Here is a 22158-nt window from a genome sequence, read left to right as displayed (position 1 = left end):
CCTTTGCCTGTGGTTCTGGGGCGTTGTTCCGGCCCGTAACCACAGGTTTTTCAGCGTCTGCTGATAACCCTGCTCACTCCGGCTCCTCCGGAGTCTCGGCACCCTCCCGCTCGTCGCGGTCGGCCCACTCCAGCAGCGGCGCGATGTCGAACACGTCCCCGTCGATGCCGTCATGGAGGTCGCCGAGCTCGGCGAAGCGGGCGGGGACGGTGAAGATCGTGAAGTCGCGCGGGTCGCAGTCGTCGACCTCGTCCCAGCGGATCGGCGCGGAGACCCGGGCGTCGGGCAGACCGCGCACCGAGTACGCCGCCGCGATGGTGTGGTCGCGAGCGTTCTGGTTGTAGTCGACGAAGAGCTGATGGGGATCGCGGTCCTTGCGCCACCAGGTGGTGGTCACGTCGTCCGGCGCGCGTCGCTCGACCTCCCGGGCGAACGCCAGGGCGGCCCGGCGTACGGCCTTGTGGCCGTGGTCGGGGCGGATGCGCACGTAGACGTGCATGCCCGAGCCGCCGCTGGTCTTGGGGTAGCCGACCGCCCCCAGCTCGTCGAGGACCTCGTGCGCGACGTGCGCGACGCGCTGGACCTGCGCGAAGTCCGACAGCGGACCCGGGTCGAGGTCGATGCGCCACTCGTCGGGACTCTCCGGGTCCTCACGGCGGCTGTTCCAGGGGTGGAACTCCACCGTCGACATCTGGACCGCCCAGATCACGCTGCCGAGCTCGGTGACGCACAGCTCGTCGGCGGTGCGGTTCCACCGCGGGAAGTGCAGCCGCACGGTCTCCACCCACGGCGGCGCCCCCTGCGGGAGCCGCTTCTGGTGCACCTTCTCCCCCGCGAGGCCCTTCGGGAAGCGGTGCAGCATGCACGGCCGCTCGAAGAGCGCGTTGACGATGCCCGGCCCCACCGCGAGGTAGTAGTCGACGAGGTCGGCCTTGGTGGCGCCGGACTCGGGGAAGTACACGCGGTCGGGGTTGCTGACGCGCACGACCCGGTCGTCGACCTCGATCTCGAGCGCGGGCGGCGAGCTGGCCATGGCTCAGACCTTACGGAACAGCGCCATGAACATCGCGTCGGTGCCATGCCGGTGCGGCCACAGCTGCACGGTGCCGGGCAGCGGCCCGTCGCAGTCGGGCACCTGGGGCAGCAGCGCCCGGGCGTCCTCGAGGACCACGTCGTCGCGCTGGCGCAGGACCGAGGTGACCACGTCGTCGGTCTCGGCACGCACGGGCGAGCAGGTGGCATAGAGCACCAGTCCCCCGCTACGCGCGGCGTCGATGGCCGACGCCACCAGCTGCCGCTGCAGCAGCACCAGCGTGAACAGGTCGTCGGCGCGGCGCCGCCAGCGCGCCTCCGGCCGGCGGCGCAGAGCGCCCAGGCCGGTGCAGGGCGCGTCGACCAGGACCCGGTCGACGCTGCCGGCACGCACGGGCGAGGCGGTGCCGTCGGCCGTGACGACGCCCACGACCCCGGCCGCACCCTCCAGGTTGCGCGCCACCAGCCGCGAGCGGTGGTGCTGGCGCTCCACCGCGACCAGCCCGGCGCCGCGCTCGGCCGCGAGCGCGGCGAGCAGCGCGGACTTGCCGCCCGGTCCCGCGCACAGGTCCAGCCAGCGGCGGTCCGGCCCGTCCAGGGGCGCCCCGGCCAGCAGCGCCGCGACCAGCTGGGAGCCCTCGTCCTGCACGCCCGCCCGGCCCTCGGCCACGGCCGGCACCGCGCCGGGGTCACCGCCCTCGAGCACCACGCCGTACGGCGAGTACGCCGTAGGGGTGCCCGGCAGCTCGGCGACGGTGGCCCGGCCGGGGCGCGCCACGAGGGTCACGCGCGGGGGCACGTTGTCCGCGGCGAGCGCCGCGTGCAGCTCGGCCTCCCCCACCGCCTTGCGCAGCTCGTCGACGATCCAGGCGGGGTGGCTGAACGCGACCTCGGCGTAGCGGCTGGGCGGCTTGGCGGGAGCCACCTTGCCGATCCAGGTGTCCAGGTCGTGCTCCGCGACGCGGCGCAGGACGGCGTTGGCGAAGTTGCCCGCCCCCGAGCTGCCCTTGGTGCGCACGAGGCTGACCGAGGTGCTGATCGCGGCGTGGTCGGGCACGCGCATGGACAGCAGCTGGTGGGCGCCCAGGCGCAGGGCGTCGAGCACCTTGGCCTCGATCTTGCGCAGCGGCCGGTCCGCGCACGAGGCGATGATCGCGTCGTAGGTGCCTCGGCGCCGCAGCGTCCCAGAGGCCAGCTCGGTCGCGAAGGCCGCATCGCGCTGCTCGAGCCGGTAGTGGCGGATCACCGCCGGCAGCACCAGGTTGGCGTAGGCGCCGTCGACGCGCACCGCCTTCAGCACCTCGTACGCCGCCAGCCGGGCGTTGTCGATCTCGGCCCGCGGGGCCCGCGAGGGCGGCCGCCGCGCCTCGGACGCGGCGTCAGCCATCGCCGAGGTGCTTCCGGACGAGCGCCTTGGGAGCCTTGGCGGCCCAGGCGTCGGTGAGGACCTCGGCCAGCTCGTCGCGGCTCATCTCACCGAGCCGGGACTGCTGCACGAGCACCGCGTTGAAGCTGCGGAAGTGGTCGGTCGTGAAGAACGGCAGCGAGGTGTCGGCGACCAGCGCCTCCTTCTCAGCGGCGTCGGCGGTCATGATCACCAGCAGGTCGTCGAACATCTCTCCGGTCTCCGGATCGACCGCGCTGCGGTGGGGCGCCCGGAACAGCACGAAGCCCTTGCCCTTGGCGCCGGTCGGCACTTTGTACGTCGGGCGGTCGCCCCAGGAGATCCCGAGCTCGACCTCGGGCAGGCCGCGGCAGATGTCGTCGACGTCCTCGGGGCGCGCCGGGCGGCTCATGCTTCCTGCCCCGGGCTGTCACCCAGGTGGGCACCGGAGGCCAGGCGGGCTCCGCGCGCCCAGTCGGCGGCCGGCATCTGCTTCTTGCCGAACGGCTGGACCTGCCCGAGCACGACGGCGTGCGTCGACGTCCCCACCAGCACGGTGTCCTTGCGGACCTCGAGCCGGCCGGCCGGCAGCTGCTCGTCGACCACCAGGACCGGGCCGATCTTGAGCCGCTGGCCCTCGAAGGTCGACCAGGCTCCCGGCGCCGGCGTGCAGGCACGGATCTGGCGGTCGAGCAGGTGGCCGGGGACCTGCCAGTCGACGCGGGCGTCCTCGACCGAGATCTTGGGGGCGAAGGTGACGCCGTCGGCCTCCTGCTCGCGGGCCACGATCGAGCCGTCGGCGAGCCCGTCGAGCGTCGCGACCAGCAGCCCGGCGCCGCCCTCGGCCAGGCGGGCGAGCAGGTCCCCCGCGGTGTCGCGCGGGCGGATCCGCTCGGTCATCACCCCGAACGTCGGCCCGGCGTCCAGCTCCTTGACGATGCGGAACGTCGTGGCGCCGGTGACCTCGTCGCCGGCCCAGATCGCGTGCTGCACCGGGGCCGCCCCGCGCCACGCGGGCAGGCACGAGAAGTGCAGGTTGACCCAGCCGTGCACCGGGATGTCGAGGGCCGACTGCGGCAGCAGCGCGCCGTACGCGACGACCGGGCAGCAGTCCGGCTCCAGCGCGCGCAGCGACTCCTGGAACGCCGGGTCTCGCGGGTGGTCGGGCTTGAGGACCGGCAGGCCGAGCTCCTCCGCCCGTTGCGCCACGGGGCTGGCGACTAGCCGGCGCCCGCGACCGGAGGGGGCGTCGGGACGCGTGACGACCCCGACCAGCTCGTGGTCGGACTCCGCGAGGGCCTCGAGCGAGGGCAGCGCGACGTCCGGGGTGCCGGCGAAGACCAGCCGCATCAGAGGCCGAGCCCGCGAGTCGCGTGCGGGCTGACCTTGACGACGGGCTGCTCGAGCCCGAACCACTCCGACTCCCGGATCTCACGCATCGCGGCCTTGCGCGCCTCCCGGTCCAGCCGGTCGATGAACAGGACCCCGTCGAGGTGGTCGGTCTCGTGCTGCAGGGCGCGCGCCAGGAGGTCCGAGCCCTCGATGACGACCGGCTCGCCGTGCACGTCGAACCCGCGCGCCACCACCGACAGCGCGCGCTTGCAGTCGTAGGTCAGCTCCGGGAGCGACAGGCAGCCCTCGGGACCGTCCTGCAGCTCGCTGGACAGGTCGAGCGTGGGGTTGACCAGGTGGCCCACCTCGCCGTCGACGTTCCAGGTGAAGACCCGCAGCCCCACCCCGATCTGAGGTGCGGCGAGCCCGGCGCCGGGCGCGGCGAGCATGGTCTCGGTGAGGTCCTCCACCAGCCTGCGCAGCTCCTTGTCGAAGTCGACGACCTCGAGCGCTGGCTTGCGCAGCACGGGGTCACCGAAGAGCCGGATGGGCTGGATGGGCATGCCCGCCAGTCTAGTGAGGAGCTCGGGGGCTCAGAGACCGACGGGGTCCACCTGGATGCGTACGGCGTCCAGCTTGCGGGCCGAGCGCACCCGCTGCAGCTCGCCGAGAGCGGCGGACAGGGCGGGACCCTGCGCACGCGGCACCCGGACCACGACCCGGCACTCGTCCTCACCCACGTCGACCGGCCCGAGGACCTCCGCGCTCTCCGGCGCGGCCAGCAGGGTCACCGCGTCGTCGACCGCCCCCGGCTCACCGGTGATCGTGGCCAGGCGCGAGGCCGGCGGCAGGTGTGCCTCCTGGCGCTGGGCCGACTCCCGCTCGGCGAACCCGGCCGGGTCCCAGCGCACCAGCGCCTGGACGGCCGGGTGCGCGGGGTCGCCGACGACCAGCGCCTCCCCTCCTGGACGGACCAGGCCCACGGCGTTGCACCAGCGGCGCAGCGCCTCCTCCTCGGTGCGCAGGTCGGTGCGGCCGAGCAGCAGCCAGGTGTCCAGCAGGACGACCGCGGCATAGCCATCGGTCGCGACGGGCTCGGCGCCCGGGGTGGCGACGACGATCGCCGGCGCACCGTCGACCTCGGCCAGGACCCGCTCGCCCGACGAGGTCAGGACCCGGACGCCCGGGAAGGCACGTCCGAGCTCCTCGGCCGTGCGGGCGTCGCCGAGCACCGGGGCACGCAGGCCGCGGTGGCCGCACGCCGAGCAGGCCCACGCTTCGTCCGGCGTACCGCACCAGCGGCAGGCCGGCGGCGACGTCGGTCCCCCGATCGCCAGCGGGCCCCGGCACCGGCCGCACCGGGCCGGCTCCCGGCAGCGCTCGCACGCGAGGGCGGTGGCGTAGCCCAGGCGCGGGGTCTGCACCAGCACCGGCCCGCGCTCGAGCGCGCGGCCCACCGACTCGTGCAGCCGGCGGGGCATCCGGCTGGTGCGGGCGTGCGGGTCGCGGTCGAGCTCCCACTCCGTGGCGCCGGCGACGCCCACGGTCACCGCCCGGCGCAGCGCCGCCCGCTCGGGGGCCAGGTCGTGGGCCCAGCCGGTGCGGGTGAGGTAGGCGGCCTCGACGCTGCGCGCGAACCCGCCCAGCAGCACCGCCGTGCCCTCCCGCTCGGCGCGCAGCAGCAGCGTCTCGCGCACGTGCGGGTAGGGCGCCCGCGGCTCGCTGTGCAGGTCGTCGCCGTCGTCCCACAGGACCACCAGCCCCAGGTCGTGCACCGGCGCGAACGCCGCCGCGCGGGTGCCGACGACGATCCGGCGTGCCCCGCGGCTGACGGCCAGGAACTCGCGGTAGCGGGCCGCCGGACCCCGACCTGCCGTCAGCGCCACATGGTGGCCCTCGCCGAGCCGGTCGACCAGCGCCCGCTCGAGCCGCGCCACGTCCTTGCCGTCGGGCACGCACACGAGCACGCCCCGGCCGCCGGCGTACGTCTCGGCGGCCGCGTGGGCCACCAGCGCCGGCCAGTCGGCGCCCGGCACCGCGCCCCAGACCGCCCGCGGCGAGCCCCCCTCGCGCAGGTGACGCAGGTACGCGGCCGCCAGGGGATGGTCGGCCCAGCCCTCCGGGGCCGGCGGCAGCTCGCCCAGCGGGGGCGCCGGTGGCGATGGCTCCTTCTCGGCGGTCGCGTGCCGGGGAGGTACGGCGAGCCGCAGCACGTCGGCCCGGGAGCCGGCGTAGCGCTCCGCCAGGTCGTCGGCCAGCGCGGCGATCTCCGGCGAGAGCACCCGCTCCGCGCTCACCAGCCGCCGCAGCGGCGCCAGCGTGCCCGGGTGGTCGGAGGTGGCACCCCGGTCGACGACGAGCCCGTCGAGGTCCTGGCCGGCGAAGCGCACCTTGACCCGGACGCCGGGCCGCACCCCCTCGTCCATCGTCGCGGGGACGGCGTAGTCGAAGGGCCGGTCCAGATGGGCCAGCGGCACGTCCACCAGCACCCGGGCCACAGGATCGACCTCGGCCACGGCCGCCGCGGCCGAGGTCCGCGCCCGGGTCGCCCGCGCCTTCGCCTGCGACGCCTTCACCGTCGCCCGCACCATGCCCGGCAGCAGCTCGGGCTGCTCGTCGGGTGCGCTCATGGCCAGAGTTCTACCAGCGCCCGTCGACACCCCGGAAATGACGCTGACCCGTCAGAAAGTTTCTGACGGGTCAGCGGTGGATCAGGGGCTCAGGCGTTGATCGCGGCCTTGAGGGCCTCGGCGCGGTCGGTGCGCTCCCAGGTGAACTCGGGCAGCTCGCGGCCGAAGTGGCCGTAGGCCGAGGTCTTGGCGTAGATCGGGCGGAGCAGGTCGAGGTCGCGCAGGATCGCGGCGGGGCGCAGGTCGAAGACCTCGAGCACCGCGGCCTGGATCTGCTCGTCGGGGACGATCCCGGTGCCGAAGGTCTGGACGAACACCCCGACCGGCTTGGCCTTCCCGATCGCGTAGGCGACCTGGGCCTCGCAGCGACGGGCCAGGCCGGCCGCGACGACGTTCTTGGCGACCCAGCGCATGGCGTACGCGGCCGAGCGGTCGACCTTGGAGGGGTCCTTGCCGGAGAACGCGCCGCCACCGTGACGGGCCATCCCGCCGTAGGTGTCGACGATGATCTTGCGGCCGGTCAGGCCGGCGTCGCCCATGGGGCCGCCGACGACGAAGCGTCCGGTCGGGTTGACCAGGAGACGGTAGTCCTCGGAGGGCAGGGAGAACGTCGAGAGCACCGGGTCGATGACGTTCTGCTTGATCTCGGCCTCGAGCTTGGTGAGGTCGGTGTCCTCGGAGTGCTGGGTCGACAGGACGACGGTGTCGATCCGCACGGGGCGGTCGTCCTCGTCGTACTCGATGGTCACCTGGGTCTTGCCGTCGGGGCGCAGGTTGCTCATGGTGCCGTTCTTGCGCACCTCGGTGAGCTTCTCGGCCAGGCGCTGGGCGATGACGATCGGCAGCGGCATCAGGACGTCGGTGTCGTCGCAGGCGTAGCCGAACATCAGGCCCTGGTCGCCGGCGCCGCGCTGGTCGAGCTCGTCCTCGGAGGAGCCCACGCGCGACTCGTGGCCGTGGTCGACGCCCTGGGCGATGTCGGAGGACTGCGCGCCGATGGCGACCTGCACGCCGCAGGAGGCGCCGTCGAAGCCCTTCTCGGAGGAGTCGTAGCCGATCTCGAGAATGGCGCTGCGGACCAGGTCGGCGACCGGGGCGTAGGCGTTGGTGCGCACCTCGCCGGCGACGACGACGAGGCCGGTGGTCAGCAGCGTCTCGACGGCGACGCGGAGGTTCTCCTTGTCGGTGTCGTGCTCCATCAGGTAGTCCAGGACGGTGTCGCTGACGCGGTCAGCGATCTTGTCCGGGTGCCCCTCGGTCACAGACTCCGAGGTGAAAAGACGTCCAGCCACAGTGCGACTCACTCCCGTTAGGCAAACTCGACTCGGTGCAGCGTATTTGAGGCACCAGCATGCTAGGCCGGCGTCTCAGTCAGCGAATCGTCGCACGACCCGGTCCCAGATCGCGTCCGCCACTGCGGCCTTGGACCCGCGGGGCACGTCGGTCGCCTCGCCGTCGGCGGACAGGATGACCGCCTCGTTGTCCGGGCTGCCGAACACCGCTCCCCCGCTGACGTCGTCGACGACGAGCAGGTCGCAGCCCTTGCGGGCCAGCTTGGCGGCCGCCAGGTCGCGCACCGAGCCGGTGGCGTCACCGGTCTCCGCGGCGAACCCGACGATCACCGCGTCGGCGCGCGGGCGGTGGTGGGAGAGCTCCTGGAGGATGTCGGGGTTCTGCACGAGGCCGAGCTGAGGGGCCGATCCGTCGTCGGCCTTCTTGATCTTGGCGTCGCTCACCTCCGCGGGGCGGAAGTCGGCCGGCGCGGCGGCCATGACCACGGCGTCGGCCGCGGCGGCCGCGGCCAGCACCTCGGTGCGCAGCTCGGCCGTGGTGCCGACGTGGACGACCTTGACGCCGGCCGGGTCGGGCAGCGCGACGTTGGCGGCGACCAGCGTGACCTGGGCGCCACGGGCGTACGCCGTGCGGGCGAGGGCGTAGCCCTGGAGCCCCGAGGAGCGGTTGCCGAGGAAGCGGACCGGGTCGAGGTACTCGCGGGTGCCGCCGGCCGACACCACCACCTGGCGACCGGCCAGGTCGTGCGGGACAGCGGCGTCGCCGCGGGCAAGCACGCCGACGCAGACGTCGAAGATCTGGTCGGGGTCGGGCAGCCGGCCCTTGCCGGTGTCCTTGCCGGTGAGGCGACCCTCGGCGGGCTCGATGACGAGGACCCCCCGCGAGCGCAGCGTGGCGACGTTGGCCTGGGTCGCGGGGTGCTCCCACATCTCGGTGTGCATGGCGGGCGCGAAGACGACCGGGCAGCGAGCGGTGAGCAGGGTGTTGGTGAGCAGGTCGTCGGCCAGGCCGTGGGCGGCCTTGGCCAGCAGGTCCGCGGTGGCCGGTGCGACCACGACCAGGTCGGCGCTCTGCCCGATCCGCACGTGGGGCACCTGGTGCACCTCGTCCCAGACCGAGGTGGAGACCGGCTTGCCCGACAGCGCGGCCCACGTGGGCGCGCCGACGAACTCCAGCGCGGCGGCGGTCGGCACGACGGTCACGTCGTGACCCGACTCGGTCAGCCGCCGCAGCAGCTCGCAGGCCTTGTAGGCCGCGATGCCGCCGGCGACCCCCAGAACGACACGCGGCCGCGTCCCCGTCGGGGGCGCGGCCACGTGGGAGTCGCTGATGCTCAGCGGATCACTCGCTCGTCGTGAAGGAGGCGTCGATCGCGGCCTGCTTGGCGGCGGCCTCCTCGGCGGCGAGCTCGGCCGGGTCGACGTCCTCGCAGGTCAGCAGGTCCTCGTTGATCTCGCGCAGCGCGATCGAGAGCGGCTTCTCCTGGACGTGGGTGTCCACCAGCGGGCCGACGTACTCGAGCAGGCCCTCGCCCAGCTGGGAGTAGTAGGCGTTGATCTGACGGGCGCGCTTGGCGCTGTAGAGCACCAGCTTGTACTTGCTGTCGGTCTTGGTGAGCAGGTCGTCGATCGAGGGGTTGGTGACACCCTGAGCGTCGATGTTGGGCGCAGACACGCGTGAAGCCTCACAAGTCGTTGGGCAGGTGATGATCCCGGTGCTGATCATCGCGATGGGAATGCTCGGAGTCGGGCACCATCCAGGATACCAACTCATCGGCTGCATCGTGAACTTCGTGGTTGACGATGGTGACGTCGAACTCCGGCTCGGCGGCCAGCTCGGCCCGCGCGGTCTCGAGTCGGCGCTCCCGCTCCTCCTCGGACTCGGTGCCCCGTCCGACCAGGCGACGGACGAGCTCCTCCCACGAGGGAGGCTTGAGGAAGACGAACAGCGCCTCGGGCATGGTCCGGCGGACCTGGCGCGCCCCCTGCAGGTCGATCTCGAGCATCGCCGGCCGACCGGCGGCCAGCGCCTCCTCGACCGGCGCGCGGGGGGTCCCGTAGCGGGCGGCCTGGTGGACCACGGCCCACTCGAGGAGGGCGTCCTCGGCGATGAGCCGGTCGAACTCCGCGTCGTCGACGAACCAGTAGTGGACACCGTCGACCTCGCCGGGCCGCGGCGCGCGGGTGGTCGCCGAGACGGAGATCCAGACCTCGGGGTGCCGCTCGCGTACGGCGGCGGCCACGGTGCCCTTGCCGACCGCCGTGGGACCGGCGAGCACGACGAGGCGGTGGTGCGCAGCAGCAGAGGTCACCGGGGCAGTATCCGGTGAATCACTCGCCCGATGCGAACTCGCGCTCCAGTGCCGCCACCTGCTTGGATCCCAGCCCCCGGACCCGGCGGCTCTCGGCGATCCCGAGCCGCTCCATGGTCTGGCGGGCCCGGACCTTGCCGAGGCCGGGCATCGACTGCAGCAGGTCGATGACCCGCATCTTGCCGATGACCTCGTTGGTCGCGCCCTGCTGCAGGACGTCGGTGATGGACGCGCCGGAGTTCTTGAGGCGGTTCTTCACCTCGGCCCGCTCGCGGCGGGAGGCGGCGGCCTTCTGCAGCGCGGCTTGGCGCTGTTCAGGTGTCAGTGGGGGCAGAGCCACGAGTTGGGTCCTTCTGTTGTCAGGGCGACGGGAGCACGTGCCACTGGGGGCTCAATCTAGTCAGGTCGGCAACGGGCCTGCAATCGGCCAAGGAGAGCGTGTTCTAGAAACGGCGCTCGCGGCGTCGCCCTCACAGGTACAGCGGGGTCTGGCATACGTCACGCGACTGCTGGTCCACCGCGGCGAGCGCCGCCCGCGTCGCGGGGCCCGCGAGCTCCGTCGCGGCCGCCTCGATCGCGGACCTCTCCTCGGCGCTGAGGCCCGCAGGCGGCTTCGTGGCGTCGTACGTCGCGGGGTCGACGTCGGCCTCCTCCAGCGCCTCCACGAGCGTGTCCACGCTGGCGACCAGCACCTTCCAGTCGTCCTCGATGTCGCGGGGCGCCTCCTCGCGCAGGGCCTCGAAGCTCGGCAGGGCGTCGATCAGGGCCGTGGGGCCGCGGCCGGCGAAGGCCTCCGAGAGCGACTTCTGCTGGGCCGAGACCTCCGCGCAGTAGCCCGCGAACGGGTCGTCCTCCCCGCAGCCGGCCGCCAGGAGTGTGAGCAGAAGCACCAGCGCGATCCCGCAGCGGCGGGTCACGACCGGAGCTCGTCGTTGGCCGCGCGCACGGCCTCCCGCATGGCCGCCCGGTCGGGACCGAGGCGCAGCACCTCGCGCGAGGAGCTGGCCAGGACCCGGCCCGCCGCGGGACCGAAGATCCGCCGGATGTCCTCTGCCGTGCCGCCCTGGGCGCCGTAGCCCGGCGCGAGCACCGGGCCGTTGAACGCGAAGTCCAGCCCGGTGTCGCCGATCGTGGCCCCCACCACCGCCCCGAACGAGCCGAGGGGCTCGGCGCCCTCGTTGAGCCGGCGCAGGTGCTCGATCATCAGGGCGCCGACGGTGGTGCCGTCCTGGGTGCGCGCCTCCTGCACCTCGGGGCCCTCCTTGTTGGAGGTCAGCGCCAGGACGAACACCCCGGCGCCGTGGGCCCGAGCCGTGTCGACCATCGGAGCGAGGGAGCCGAAGCCGAGGTAGGGGCTGGCCGTGATCGCGTCGACGGCGAGCGGCGAGGCCGGGTCGAGGTAGGCGTCGGCGTAGGCCTGGGAGGTGGAGCCGATGTCGCCGCGCTTGACGTCGAGCAGCACCAGGGCGCCCGCGGCCCGGGACTCGGCGACGACGCGCTCGAGGACGGCCACGCCACGACTGCCGAAACGCTCGTAGAAGGCCGACTGCGGCTTCACCACCGAGCAGTGGGGTGCGACCGCCTCCACGACGGTGAGTGCGAACCGCTCCAGCCCGGCTACGTCGTCGTCGAGCCCCCAGTCGCGCAGCAGGGCGGCGTGCGGGTCGATGCCGACGCAGAACGGTCCGCGGTCGGCCATGGCGGCGTGCAGGCGCGCTCCGAAGGTCACCGCGCCACCCCCGAGCTCGCGAGGGGGTGGCTCACACGGGGAGGTCGAGCGGTCGCGGGAGCGACGCAGGAGCTGCCGTCCGGCCTGTCGAGACTCATCGGTTCGCTCCTTGCCACACCAGGGCGTCGCGGTCGAGATCGGCGAGCGTGGGGTAGCCGTCGACGGCCATCACCAGGTCGGCCTCGGCCTGCAGCGACCGGAGCACGTGGACCGCACCCGGGACACCGCCCAGGGCCAGGCCGTAGACGTAGGGGCGGCCGACCGCGACGGCGGTGGCGCCCAGCGCGATCGCCTTGACCACGTCGGCGCCGGTGCGCACGCCGGAGTCGAAGATCACCGGCGCCTGCCCCGCGACCGCGTCCACCACGCCGGGCAGCCACCCGAGCGCGGACCCGCCGCCGTCGGCCTGGCGACCGCCGTGGTTGGAGCAGTAGATGCCGTCGACGCCCGCGTCGAGCGCGCGCCGGGCGTCGTCGGGGTGGCAGATCCCCTTGAGCACGATCGGGAGCGTCGTGAGCGAGCGCAGCCACGGCAGGTCGTCCCACGAGAGGGGGTTGCCGAACGTGCTGACCCAGGTGAGCACGACGGTGCCGAGGTCGGGGTCGGGGCCGGTCATCTCCTGGAAGACCGGGTCCGAGGTGTAGTTGGCCAGCACCTTGCCGCGCAGCTGCGGGAAGTTGCCGCTGGCCAGGTCGCGCGGGCGCCACCCGGGCACCCAGGTGTCGAGGGTGACGACGATGGCGTCGTAGCCGGCCCGCTCCGCACGGCTCACCAGGCTGGCGGCCAGCTCGCGGCTCTTGGGGGTGTAGAGCTGGAACCACGCCGGGGTGTCGCCGGAGTGGGGCACCACGTCCTCGAGCGGGTCGTTCATCAGCGTCGAGGCGATCATCGGTACGCCGGTCTGCGCGGCGACCTGCGCGGTGGCGATGTCGCCGTGGCCGTCGGGCGTGCAGAGCCCCACCACGCCGACCGGGGCGAGCATCAGCGGGCTTGCCAGACGCTTGCCGAACAGCTCCACCGACAGGTCGCGCTCGGCCGCCCCTCGCAGCATCCGCGGCACCAGCGCCCAGCGGCCGAAGGCCTCCGCGTTGGCACGCTGCGTCGCCTCGCTCCCGCTGCCGCCGGCCACGTAGGAGCGCAGCTCGGGTGGCAGCACCTCGAGCCCGCCGCGTTCGAGGTCGTCGTAGGTGAACGGGTGCTGCGGCAGCACCCCGCCGAGTGCGGCGAGGTAGAGCTCGTTCTGGTAGTCGCCGTACTGGCTCATCTCTTCTCCTGTACGCCGCGGACGAGGCGCCGAGGCCACCCCGGCCCCTCGTAGATGAACGCGGTGTAACCCTGCAGCAGGTCGGCCCCGGCGTCGAGCCTGGCCTGGGCGTCGGCGACCGTGGTGATCCCGCCGACCCCGATCAGCGTGAGGTCCGGCCCGACCCGCTGCCGCAGCAGCCGGGTCACCTCCAGCGCCCGCGCGGTCAGCGGCCGGCCGGACAGCCCGCCCGCTCCGATCGCTGCGACACGGGCGGCGGGGCTGCGCAGCCCCTCGCGGGAGATCGTGGTGTTGGTGGCGATGATGCCGTCCAGCCCGATCGCCAGCGCCAGGTCGGCGACGCTCGTCACGTCGTCGTCGGCGAGGTCCGGGGCGATCTTCACGAGCAGCGGCACGCCGTCGGAGACGGCCTGGACGGCGGTGAGGATCGGCTCCAGCTTCTCGACGGCCTGGAGGTTGCGCAGACCGGGGGTGTTGGGCGAGCTGACGTTGACGACCAGGTAGTCGGCGTACGGCGCCAGCAGCCGTGCGGACTTCTCGTAGTCGCGCACCGCCTCGTCCTCGGGCACGACCTTGCTCTTGCCGATGTTGACGCCCAGCTGGGTGCGTGGCCGGGAGTCAGGGCGGCGGTCGTCGGGCTGCCGACGTGCCAGAGCCAAGGCGCGTCGCCTCAGCCGCTGCGCGACGACCTCGGCGCCGTCGTTGTTGAAGCCCATCCGGTTGACCACGGCCCGGTCCTCGGGCAGCCGGAAGAGCCGCGGCCTCGGGTTGCCCGGCTGCGCCTCACCGGTGACGGTGCCGACCTCGACGTGCCCGAAGCCGAGCGCGGCGAGCGCGTCGATTCCGACGGCGTTCTTGTCGAAGCCCGCCGCCAGACCGAGCACGTTGGGGAAGCGCAGCCCCATCGCCTCGACCGGGGCGCCCGGCCGCCCGAGCGCCCCCAGCACCGGTCGCCCCGCGCGGATCGCGCGAAAGCCGAGGTGGTGGGCCCGCTCGGGGTCGACTCGGGTGAGGCCGTGGTCGAACAGGAGCGAGTAGGCCCCCATCAGCGGCGGGCCCAGTCCTGCAGCGAGCGGACCCCGATGTCGCCGCGCTCCAGCGCCTCGATCCCCTGCACGGCCGCGCCGAGGCCCTGCACGGTGGTGATGCAGGGGATGTTGGCCATGATCGCGGCCGTGCGGATCTCGTAGCCGTCGACGCGCGCCGAGCTGCCGGAGCCCCCGCCGCTGGCGGAGCCGTTGGGGGTGTTGATGACCAGCTGGATCTCGCCGTCCAGGATCAGCTGGACGGTGGTCTTCTCCCCTGCGGGTCCGGGCCCCTGGAAGTGCTTGCGCACGATCGTGGCGTCGACGCCGTTGCGGCGCAGCACCTCGGCGGTGCCCTGGGTGGCCAGGATCTCGAAGCCGTGGTCGGCGAGCACCTTGATCGGGAAGATCATGTGCCGCTTGTCGCGGTTGGCCATCGAGACGAACACCCTGCCCGAGGTCGGCAGCGAGCCGAACGCCGCGGCCTGTGCCTTGGCGAACGCCGTGCCGAAGTCGGCGTCGAAGCCCATGACCTCGCCGGTGGACTTCATCTCCGGGCCCAGCACGGTGTCGACCTGCGCGCCGTCGGGGGTGCGGAACCGGTTGAACGGCATCACCGCCTCCTTGACCGCGATCGGCTGGTCGGCCGGCAGCGTGCCGCCGTCGCCCTCGGCCGGGAGCAGCCCGGCCGCGCGCAGCCCCGCGATGGTCTCCCCCATCATCACGCGGGCCGCCGCCTTCGCCAGCGGGGTGGCCGTCGCCTTGGAGACGAACGGCACCGTGCGGCTGGCGCGCGGGTTGGCCTCGAGCACGTAGAGCACGTCGGAGCTGAGCGCGAACTGGATGTTGAGCAGCCCCCGCACCCCTACGCCGGCGGCGATGGCCTCGGTGGCCTTGCGGATGCGCAGGATCTCGGCGGCGCCCAGCGTGATCGGCGGGAGCGCGCACGACGAGTCGCCGGAGTGGATGCCGGCCTCCTCGATGTGCTCCATGACGCCGCCGAGGAACAGCTCGTGGCCGTCGTACAGCGCGTCGACGTCGATCTCGACCGCGTCGTCGATGAACCGGTCGACCAGCACCGGGTGGGCGGTGCTGATGGCGGTGGCGCGGCCGATGTAGTCCTCGAGCGCGGCCTCGTCGTAGACGATCTCCATGCCGCGCCCGCCCAGGACGTAGGACGGTCGCACCATGACCGGGTAGCCGATCTCGCCGGCGATGCGGTCGGCGTCGGCGAAGCTGGTGGCCATGCCGTACTTGGGCGCCGGCAACCCCGCCTCGCGCAGCACGTCGCCGAAGGCGCCGCGCTCCTCGGCGAGGTGGATCGCCGCGGGCGAGGTGCCGACGATCGTCACGCCGTTGTCCTCCAGGCCCTGCGCCAGCCCCAGCGGGGTCTGGCCGCCGAGCTGGCAGATCACCCCGGCCACGGGACCGGCGAGGGTCTCGGCGTGCACGATCTCGAGCACGTCCTCGAGGGTGAGCGGCTCGAAGTACAGGCGGTCGGAGGTGTCGTAGTCGGTGGAGACGGTCTCGGGGTTGCAGTTGACCATGACGGTCTCGTAGCCGGCCTCGCTGAGCGCCAGGCTGGCGTGGACGCAGGAGTAGTCGAACTCGATGCCCTGCCCGATGCGGTTGGGCCCGGAGCCCAGGATGATCACGGCCGGCTTCTCGCGCGGCGCGACCTCGCTCTCCTCGTCGTAGGAGGAGTAGTGGTACGGCGTGGTGGCCGCGAACTCGGCGGCGCAGGTGTCGACGGTCTTGTAGACCGGCCGGATCCCGAGCGCGTGCCGCACCCCGCGCACGACGTCGGGGGTCATGCCGCGGATCTTGCCGATCTGGGCGTCGGAGAAGCCGTGCCGCTTGGCCTTGCGCAGCAAGGCGGGCGTGAGCTCGGGCGCCGCGGTGACCTCCTCGGCGACCTCGTTGATCAGCAGCAGCTGGTCGACGAACCACGGGTCGATCTTCGTGTGGTCGAAGACCTCCTGGGGGGTCGCGCCGGCGCGCAGCGCGTCCATGACCTTCTTCAGCCGGCCGTCGTGCGGGGTCTCGATCTCAGCGAGCAGCGCGTCCTTGTCGAGCTGGACCCACTCCTGGTGCCAGTCGAAGACCGCGTCGGGGCTCTCCAGCGAGCGCAGCGCCTTCTGCAGCGCCTCGGTGAAGTTGCGCCCGATCGCCATCGCCTCGCCCACCGACTTCATGTGCGTGGTCAGCGTCGGGTCGGCGCCGGGGAACTTCTCGAACGCGAAGCGCGGCACCTTCACGACGACGTAGTCGAGCGTCGGCTCGAAGCTGGCCGGCGTCTCCTGGGTGATGTCGTTGGCGATCTCGTCGAGGGTGTAGCCGATCGCGACCTTGGCCGCGATCTTCGCGATCGGGAAGCCGGTGGCCTTCGAGGCCAGCGCGCTCGAGCGCGAGACGCGGGGGTTCATCTCGATGACGATCAGCCGGCCGTCGGCCGGGTTGACGGCGTACTGGATGTTGCAGCCGCCGGTGTCGACGCCGACCGAGCGGATGATCCCGATCGCGAGGTCGCGCATCGCCTGGTACTCGCGGTCGGTCAGCGTCATCGCGGGCGCGACCGTGATCGAGTCGCCGGTGTGGACGCCCATCGGGTCGAGGTTCTCGATGGAGCAGACGATCACCACGTTGTCGGCGGTGTCGCGCATGACCTCGAGCTCGTACTCCTTCCAGCCGAGGATCGACTCCTCCAGGAGCACCTCCGTGGTGGGGCTGGCCGCCAGCCCGGCGCCCGCGATGCGGCGCAGGTCGGACTCGTCGTAGGCCATGCCGGAGCCCGTGCCGCCCATCGTGAAGCTGGGGCGCACCACCATCGGGTAGCCGAGCTCGTCGGCCGCGCCGAGACAGTCCTCCATCGTGTGGCAGATGACCGAGCGGGAGCACTCGCCGCCCAGCTCCTCGACGATCTTCTTGAAGACCTGGCGGTTCTCGCCGCGGTCGATCGCCTCGATCGAGGCGCCGATCAGCTCGACGTCGTACTTCTCGAGCACGCCCGCCTTGTCCAGCGCCATCGCGGCGTTGAGGGCCGTCTGCCCGCCGAGGGTGGCCAGCAGCGCGTCGGGGCGCTCCTTGGCGATCACCTTCTCCACGAACTCCGGGGTGATCGGCTCGACGTAGGTGGCGTCGGCGAACTCCGGGTCGGTCATGATCGTGGCCGGGTTGGAGTTGACCAGGATGACCCGGATCCCCTCCTCCTTGAGCACCCGGCAGGCCTGGGTGCCGGAGTAGTCGAACTCGCACGCCTGGCCGATGATGATCGGCCCGGAGCCGATCACCATGACGCTCTTGATGTCCTCGCGCTTCGGCATGGCTCAGGCTTCCTCTCGGCTCACCGGGTTTCGAGACGCGTCGCTCGCTCCGCTCGCTCGCTCGCGGTCCGAGCCGACGCTCCTCAACCTCCTCGCGTCTCCGTCGTCCTTCGCAGGCTCAGTCCGACGGGGCTCGGACATCAGGCTCGTGAACCGGTCGAAGAGGTACGCCGCGTCGTGCGGGCCGGCGGCCGCCTCCGGGTGGTACTGGACCGAGAAGCTCTTCAGCTCGCCGGTGGGCGTGCGCAGCTCGAGACCCTCGACGACGTCGTCGTTGAGGCAGACGTGGCTGACCGTCGCGACTCCGTACGGCGTCTCGGTGGGCGCCTCCAGGGGGGCATCGACGGCGAACCCGTGGTTGTGCGCGGTGACCTCGACCTTGCCGGTCGTGCGGTCCATGACCGGCTGGTTGATGCCACGGTGGCCGTAGGTCAGCTTGTAGGTGTCGAAGCCGAGCGCCCGGCCGAAGAGCTGGTTGCCGAAGCAGATCCCGAAGTAGGGCAGGTCCTGGGCCAGCGCCCCCTGCAGCACCTCGATCTGGTGGGTCGTCGCGGCCGGGTCACCGGGGCCGTTGGAGTAGAAGAGCCCGTCGGGCCGCACGGCGAGGACGTCATCGAGGGTGGAGGTCGCCGGCAGGACGTGCACCTCGATGCCGCGCTCGGCCATGCGGTAGGGCGTCATGGTCTTGATCCCGAGGTCGAGGGCGGCCACGGTGAACCGCCTCTCGCCCTGAGCGGGGACGACGTAGGCCTCCTTCGTCGAGACCTCCCCGGCCAGCTCGGCGCCGCTCATCTGCTCGGCGCCCTTGACCCGCTCGAGCAGGGCCGCCGGGTCGGTCTCGGTCGAGGAGATCCCGACCCGCATGGCGCCGCGCTCGCGCAGGTGCCGGGTCAGGGCGCGGGTGTCGACGCCGGAGATGCCGACGACGCTCTGCTGGCGCAGCTCGTCGTCGAGGCTGCGGCGCGAGCGGTGGTTGCTGGGGATGCGCGCGGGGTCGCGCACGACGTACCCGGCCACCCAGATCCGGGAGGACTCCTGGTCCTCGTCGTTGACCCCGGTGTTGCCGATGTGCGGGGCCGTCATCACCACGACCTGGCGGTGGTAGGACGGGTCGGTCAGGGTCTCCTGGTAGCCGGTCATGCCGGTGTTGAAGACGGCCTCGCCGAACGTCTCGCCCACGGCGCCGTAGGCGTCCCCGTGGAAGGTGCGGCCGTCCTCGAGGACGAGCATCGCAGGACGTGGCGGCTGGGTCTGGGCATGCACTGGCACGCCGTACCTCCTTCTCCGCCTCGCAGGACGGATCGTTAAAGGATGTCGGATCCTCGCGAGCGTATCAGTGGCGCTCCCCCCTCCCCGACCGCGTCCAGCAGCCAAGCGGTCGGCCTGCGCTGGGTATGGCTGGGCGCGCCAGTTTCACCGGGTCCCCGGTGAAACTGGCGCCTCCCCCACGAAACTTCATGCGGGAAGCGTGAGTTTCACCGGGTGCCCGGTGAAACTCCTCCACCCGGCAGCCGGCAGCTCGTGACGGCGCCCAGGTCAGAGCCGCTTGGCCACGGTGAGCAGGACGACCGAGTCCTCGAGCGCCTCCAGCGAGTGGCGCGAGTCCGGGATCGGCAGCAGGTCGCCCGCCTCTCCCTCGCTGCGCGTGTCGCCGGCGACCAGGGTCACGTGGCCCTGCAGCACCTGCAGCGTCGCCTCACCGGGGTTCTCGTGCTCGTCGAGCTGCTGGCCGGCGATGAGCGCGATCATGGTCTGACGCAAGACCTGGTCGTGCCCGCCGTGGATGGTGTGGGCGCTACGGCCGCTGGACGCCTCCCGCGCGGTCGCGAGGTGCTGCTGGACCAGCTCGGGCAGTGACTCTCGGCGCATGGCTCCTCCTACGGTCGGGGCGGGACCCCACCATGTCAGGCGAGCTTGCCGTCCAGCACCGTGGCCTTGCCGCGCAGGAAGGTCGCGACCACCCGGCCGGGCAGCTCCATGCCGGCGTACGGCGTGTTGCGGCTGAGCGAGGCCGACTCCGACGCCTCGATCGTGCGGCGGGCGGCGGGGTCGTACAGCACCACGTTGGCCGGGGCGCCGACCTCGATCGGGCGGCCGTGGTCGGCGACCCGGCCGATGCGCGCCGGGGCGTAGGACATCCGCTCGGCGACGCCGGCCCAGTCGAGCAGGCCGGGGTCGACCATCGTCTCCTGCACGATCGACAGCGCGGTCTCGAGGCCGAGCATGCCGAACGCCGCGGCCGCCCACTCGCAGTCCTTGTCCTCGTGGGGGTGTGGGGCGTGGTCGGTGGCGACGATGTCGATCGTGCCGTCGGCCAGTCCGGCGCGCAGCGCCTCGGTGTCGGCGGTGCTGCGCAGCGGCGGGTTGACCTTGTAGATCGGGTCGTAGGTCTCGGCCAGGTCGTCGGTCAGCAGCAGGTGGTGGGGGCAGGCCTCGGCGGTGACGTCCCAGCCCTTGCGCTTGGCGTCGCGCACGATCTCGACCGAGCCGGCGGTGGAGACGTGGCAGACGTGCAGCCGGGAGCCGACGTGCGCGGCGAGCAGGCAGTCGCGAGCGATGATCGCCTCCTCGGCGACGGCCGGCCAGCCGGTCAGGCCCAGTCGCCCGGACAGCTCGCCCTCGTTCATCTGCGCGCCCTCGGTCAGGCGCGGCTCCTGCGCGTGCTGGGCGATGACGCCGTCGAACGCCTTGACGTACTCCAGTGCCCGGCGCATCAGCACCGCGTCGCTGACGCACTTGCCGTCGTCGGAGAAGACCCGGACCCGTGCGGCCGAGTCGGCCATCGCTCCCAGCTCGGCGAGCTGCTCCCCCGCCAGGCCGACGGTGACCGCGCCGATCGGGTAGACGTCGCAGTAGCCGGCCTCGCGGCCCAGCCGCCACACCTGCTCCACGACGCCGGCGGTGTCGGCGACCGGCTCGGTGTTGGCCATCGCGTGCACGGCGGTGAAGCCGCCCAGCGCCGCGGCCTGAGTGCCGGACTCGACGGTCTCCGCGTCCTCGCGACCAGGCTCGCGCAGGTGCGTGTGCAGGTCCACGAGACCGGGCAGCGCGATCAGCCCGGCGGCGTCGATCACCTCGGCCTCGGGCGAGGCCGCCTCGGCGCCGATGGCGGCGACCACGCCTCCGTCCAGCAGCAGGTCGGTCGGCTCGGCCCCGAGGATGGAGACGTTCTGGATCAGGTACGCGCTCACGCGTCGTTCTCGCTTTCGTCGACGCCCGTGACGCCCTCGGCGCCACTGAGCAGGAGGTAGAGGACGGCCATGCGGACGGCGACGCCGTTGGTGACCTGCTCGACGATCACCGAGCGGTCGGAGTCGGCCACGTCGGCGGTGATCTCCATGCCGCGGACCATGGGGCCGGGGTGCATCACGATCGTGTGGTCCTGCAGCGTGCGCATGCGCTTGCCGTCGAGGCCATAGCGGCGGGAGTACTCGCGCGCCGTCGGGAAGAACGAGGCGTTCATCCGCTCGCGCTGCACGCGCAGCATCATCACGACGTCGGCCTTGGGGATCACCGCGTCGAGGTCGTAGGAGGTCTCGACGCCCCACGTCTCGATGCCGACCGGCAGCAGCGTCGGCGGGGCGACCAGCGTGACCTCGGCACCGAGGGTCTGCAGCAGCAGCGCGTTGGAGCGCGCGACCCGGCTGTGCAGCACGTCGCCCACGATCGCGACCCGGCGCCCGTCCAGGCCACCGCCGTCCTTGGCGAGGTGGCGCCACATGGTGAACGCGTCCAGCAGGGCCTGCGTGGGGTGCTCGTGGGTGCCGTCACCGGCGTTGACGACGCTGGAGTGCACCCAGCCCGAGTGCGCGAGCCGGTGCGGTGCCCCGCTGGCGCCGTGGCGTACGACGACGGCGTCGGCGCCCATCGCCTCCAGGGTCAGCGCGGTGTCCTTGAGGCTCTCGCCCTTCGACAGGCTGGAGCCCTTGGCGGAGAAGTTGATGACATCCGCGCTGAGCCTCTTGGCCGCAGCCTCGAAGGAGATCCGGGTGCGCGTGGAGTCCTCGAAGAACAGGTTGACCACGGTGCGGCCGCGCAGCGCCGGGAGCTTCTTGATGGGGCGGTTGGCGAGCGAGCGCATCTCCTCGGCCGTCTGCAGGACCAGCTCGGCGTCGTCGCGGGTCAGATCGGCTGCGCTCAGCAGGTGCCGCTTCATGCGGGGCTCCCTTCGGTGGGGGCGTCGATGGAGACCGCGTCGACCTCGTCGGTCTCGGCCAGACGGACGCTCACCCGCTCCACCAGCGAGGTGGGGAGGTTCTTACCGACGAAGTCGGCGCGGATCGGCAGCTCGCGGTGGCCGCGGTCGACCAGGACCGCGAGCCGGACCGCCTCGGGGCGGCCCACGTCGTTCAGCGCGTCGAGGGCCGCGCGGATGGTGCGTCCGGAGAACAGCACGTCGTCGACCAGGACGACGACCTTGCCGTCGATCCCGCCCTGGGGGATCTCGGTGGGCAGCAGCGCCCGGGCGGGCTTCATCCGCAGGTCGTCGCGGTACATGGTGACGTCGAGGGAGCCGACGGGGACCTCGAGGCCCTCGACGGCCGAGATCCGCTCGGCGATCCGCACGGCGAGGGGCACACCGCGGCGCGGGATCCCCAGGAGCACGAGGTCGCCCGCGCCCTTGTTGCGTTCGAGGATCTCATGCGAGATCCGGGTCAGCGCCCGGGCGATGTCACGGGCGTCGAGAACCACGCGGCCGGTGGTCTCGGCGGGGGCGGGTTGTCCTGCAGGCTGGGCACACACGAGCTGCGCTTGACCTCCTTCTCCGCCTCACCGGACGGCTCGTTAAAGGATGTCGATCGGGCTTCACCCTACCGTGTCAGCGGCGGTTACGT

At 72.7% G+C, this 22158-nt stretch carries 21 protein-coding genes; all 21 read right to left on the bottom strand.

The features are described 5' to 3' along the window. Positions 1-73 precede the first annotated feature (73 nt). Positions 74-1033 (bottom strand): non-homologous end-joining DNA ligase, encoded by a 960-nt coding sequence (gene ligD / locus LQ940_RS09775; RefSeq protein ID WP_231243815.1) that lies wholly within the window; start codon positions 1031-1033, stop codon positions 74-76. A 3-nt stretch (positions 1034-1036) separates the two neighbouring features. Continuing rightward, positions 1037-2419: an RsmB/NOP family class I SAM-dependent RNA methyltransferase gene (locus LQ940_RS09770; RefSeq protein WP_231243814.1), complete on the bottom strand. Its 1383-nt coding sequence runs from the start codon at positions 2417-2419 to the stop codon at positions 1037-1039. After that, positions 2412-2828: an MmcQ/YjbR family DNA-binding protein gene (locus LQ940_RS09765; RefSeq protein WP_231243813.1), complete on the bottom strand. Its 417-nt coding sequence runs from the start codon at positions 2826-2828 to the stop codon at positions 2412-2414. The genes LQ940_RS09770 and LQ940_RS09765 overlap by 8 nt, the downstream gene beginning before the upstream one ends. After that, complete coding sequence (gene fmt / locus LQ940_RS09760; protein WP_231243812.1) at positions 2825-3766, bottom strand: methionyl-tRNA formyltransferase; 942 nt, start codon at positions 3764-3766, stop codon at positions 2825-2827. The genes LQ940_RS09765 and fmt overlap by 4 nt, the downstream gene beginning before the upstream one ends. Then, positions 3766-4311, bottom strand: a complete 546-nt coding sequence (gene def / locus LQ940_RS09755) for a peptide deformylase (protein WP_231243811.1) — start codon at positions 4309-4311, stop codon at positions 3766-3768. The genes fmt and def overlap by 1 nt, the downstream gene beginning before the upstream one ends. A 30-nt stretch (positions 4312-4341) precedes the next feature. Then, positions 4342-6378, bottom strand: coding sequence for a primosomal protein N' (locus LQ940_RS09750; RefSeq protein WP_231243810.1), 2037 nt, complete (start codon positions 6376-6378; stop codon positions 4342-4344). Between the two features lie 89 nt (positions 6379-6467). Beyond that, positions 6468-7670, bottom strand: coding sequence for a methionine adenosyltransferase (gene metK, locus LQ940_RS09745; protein ID WP_231243809.1), 1203 nt, complete (start codon positions 7668-7670; stop codon positions 6468-6470). 75 nt (positions 7671-7745) lie between these two features. Continuing rightward, positions 7746-8987 (bottom strand): bifunctional phosphopantothenoylcysteine decarboxylase/phosphopantothenate--cysteine ligase CoaBC, encoded by a 1242-nt coding sequence (coaBC, locus tag LQ940_RS09740; protein ID WP_231243808.1) that lies wholly within the window; start codon positions 8985-8987, stop codon positions 7746-7748. Positions 8988-9012: 25 nt separating this feature from the next. Beyond that, entirely contained in the window at positions 9013-9345 is a 333-nt protein-coding gene (gene rpoZ, locus LQ940_RS09735; RefSeq protein WP_269217244.1) for a DNA-directed RNA polymerase subunit omega, read from the bottom strand. 10 nt (positions 9346-9355) lie between these two features. Continuing rightward, the gene (gene gmk, locus LQ940_RS09730) at positions 9356-9982 is read right to left on the bottom strand and encodes a guanylate kinase (protein ID WP_231243806.1); all 627 of its coding nucleotides are present in this window, start codon (positions 9980-9982) and stop codon (positions 9356-9358) included. A 19-nt stretch (positions 9983-10001) separates the two neighbouring features. Then, entirely contained in the window at positions 10002-10322 is a 321-nt protein-coding gene (mihF, locus tag LQ940_RS09725; RefSeq protein WP_231243805.1) for an integration host factor, actinobacterial type, read from the bottom strand. 130 nt (positions 10323-10452) lie between these two features. Next, a complete protein-coding gene (locus tag LQ940_RS09720) occupies positions 10453-10899 on the bottom strand; it encodes a hypothetical protein (RefSeq protein ID WP_231243804.1) in 447 nt (148 codons plus the stop codon). Further along, positions 10896-11711: an orotidine-5'-phosphate decarboxylase gene (gene pyrF, locus LQ940_RS09715; RefSeq protein ID WP_269217243.1), complete on the bottom strand. Its 816-nt coding sequence runs from the start codon at positions 11709-11711 to the stop codon at positions 10896-10898. The genes LQ940_RS09720 and pyrF overlap by 4 nt, the downstream gene beginning before the upstream one ends. Before the next feature lie 94 nt (positions 11712-11805). Continuing rightward, positions 11806-12975: an alpha-hydroxy-acid oxidizing protein gene (locus LQ940_RS09710; RefSeq protein ID WP_231243803.1), complete on the bottom strand. Its 1170-nt coding sequence runs from the start codon at positions 12973-12975 to the stop codon at positions 11806-11808. Beyond that, a complete protein-coding gene (locus LQ940_RS09705; RefSeq protein ID WP_231243802.1) occupies positions 12972-14021 on the bottom strand; it encodes a quinone-dependent dihydroorotate dehydrogenase in 1050 nt (349 codons plus the stop codon). Before LQ940_RS09705 ends, LQ940_RS09710 begins: the two co-directional genes overlap by 4 nt. Continuing rightward, positions 14021-17323: a carbamoyl-phosphate synthase large subunit gene (gene carB, locus LQ940_RS09700; RefSeq protein WP_231243801.1), complete on the bottom strand. Its 3303-nt coding sequence runs from the start codon at positions 17321-17323 to the stop codon at positions 14021-14023. Before carB ends, LQ940_RS09705 begins: the two co-directional genes overlap by 1 nt. A 3-nt stretch (positions 17324-17326) precedes the next feature. After that, entirely contained in the window at positions 17327-18553 is a 1227-nt protein-coding gene (gene carA, locus LQ940_RS09695; protein ID WP_231243862.1) for a glutamine-hydrolyzing carbamoyl-phosphate synthase small subunit, read from the bottom strand. Positions 18554-18859: 306 nt separating this feature from the next. Then, entirely contained in the window at positions 18860-19192 is a 333-nt protein-coding gene (locus tag LQ940_RS09690) for a cupin domain-containing protein (protein WP_231243800.1), read from the bottom strand. 35 nt (positions 19193-19227) lie between these two features. Then, the gene (locus tag LQ940_RS09685) at positions 19228-20514 is read right to left on the bottom strand and encodes a dihydroorotase (RefSeq protein WP_231243799.1); all 1287 of its coding nucleotides are present in this window, start codon (positions 20512-20514) and stop codon (positions 19228-19230) included. Further along, positions 20511-21479, bottom strand: coding sequence for an aspartate carbamoyltransferase catalytic subunit (locus LQ940_RS09680; RefSeq protein WP_231243798.1), 969 nt, complete (start codon positions 21477-21479; stop codon positions 20511-20513). The genes LQ940_RS09685 and LQ940_RS09680 overlap by 4 nt, the downstream gene beginning before the upstream one ends. Beyond that, positions 21476-22066, bottom strand: coding sequence for a bifunctional pyr operon transcriptional regulator/uracil phosphoribosyltransferase PyrR (pyrR, locus tag LQ940_RS09675; protein ID WP_269217242.1), 591 nt, complete (start codon positions 22064-22066; stop codon positions 21476-21478). Before pyrR ends, LQ940_RS09680 begins: the two co-directional genes overlap by 4 nt. Between the last annotated feature and the right edge of the window lie 92 nt (positions 22067-22158).

Origin of the sequence: Nocardioides sp. cx-173, assembly GCF_021117365.1 — a bacterium.
Taxonomy (GTDB): domain Bacteria; phylum Actinomycetota; class Actinomycetes; order Propionibacteriales; family Nocardioidaceae; genus Nocardioides.
Note: the sequence above shows the minus strand (reverse complement) of the source record. Positions and strands in the feature narration are given on the sequence as shown.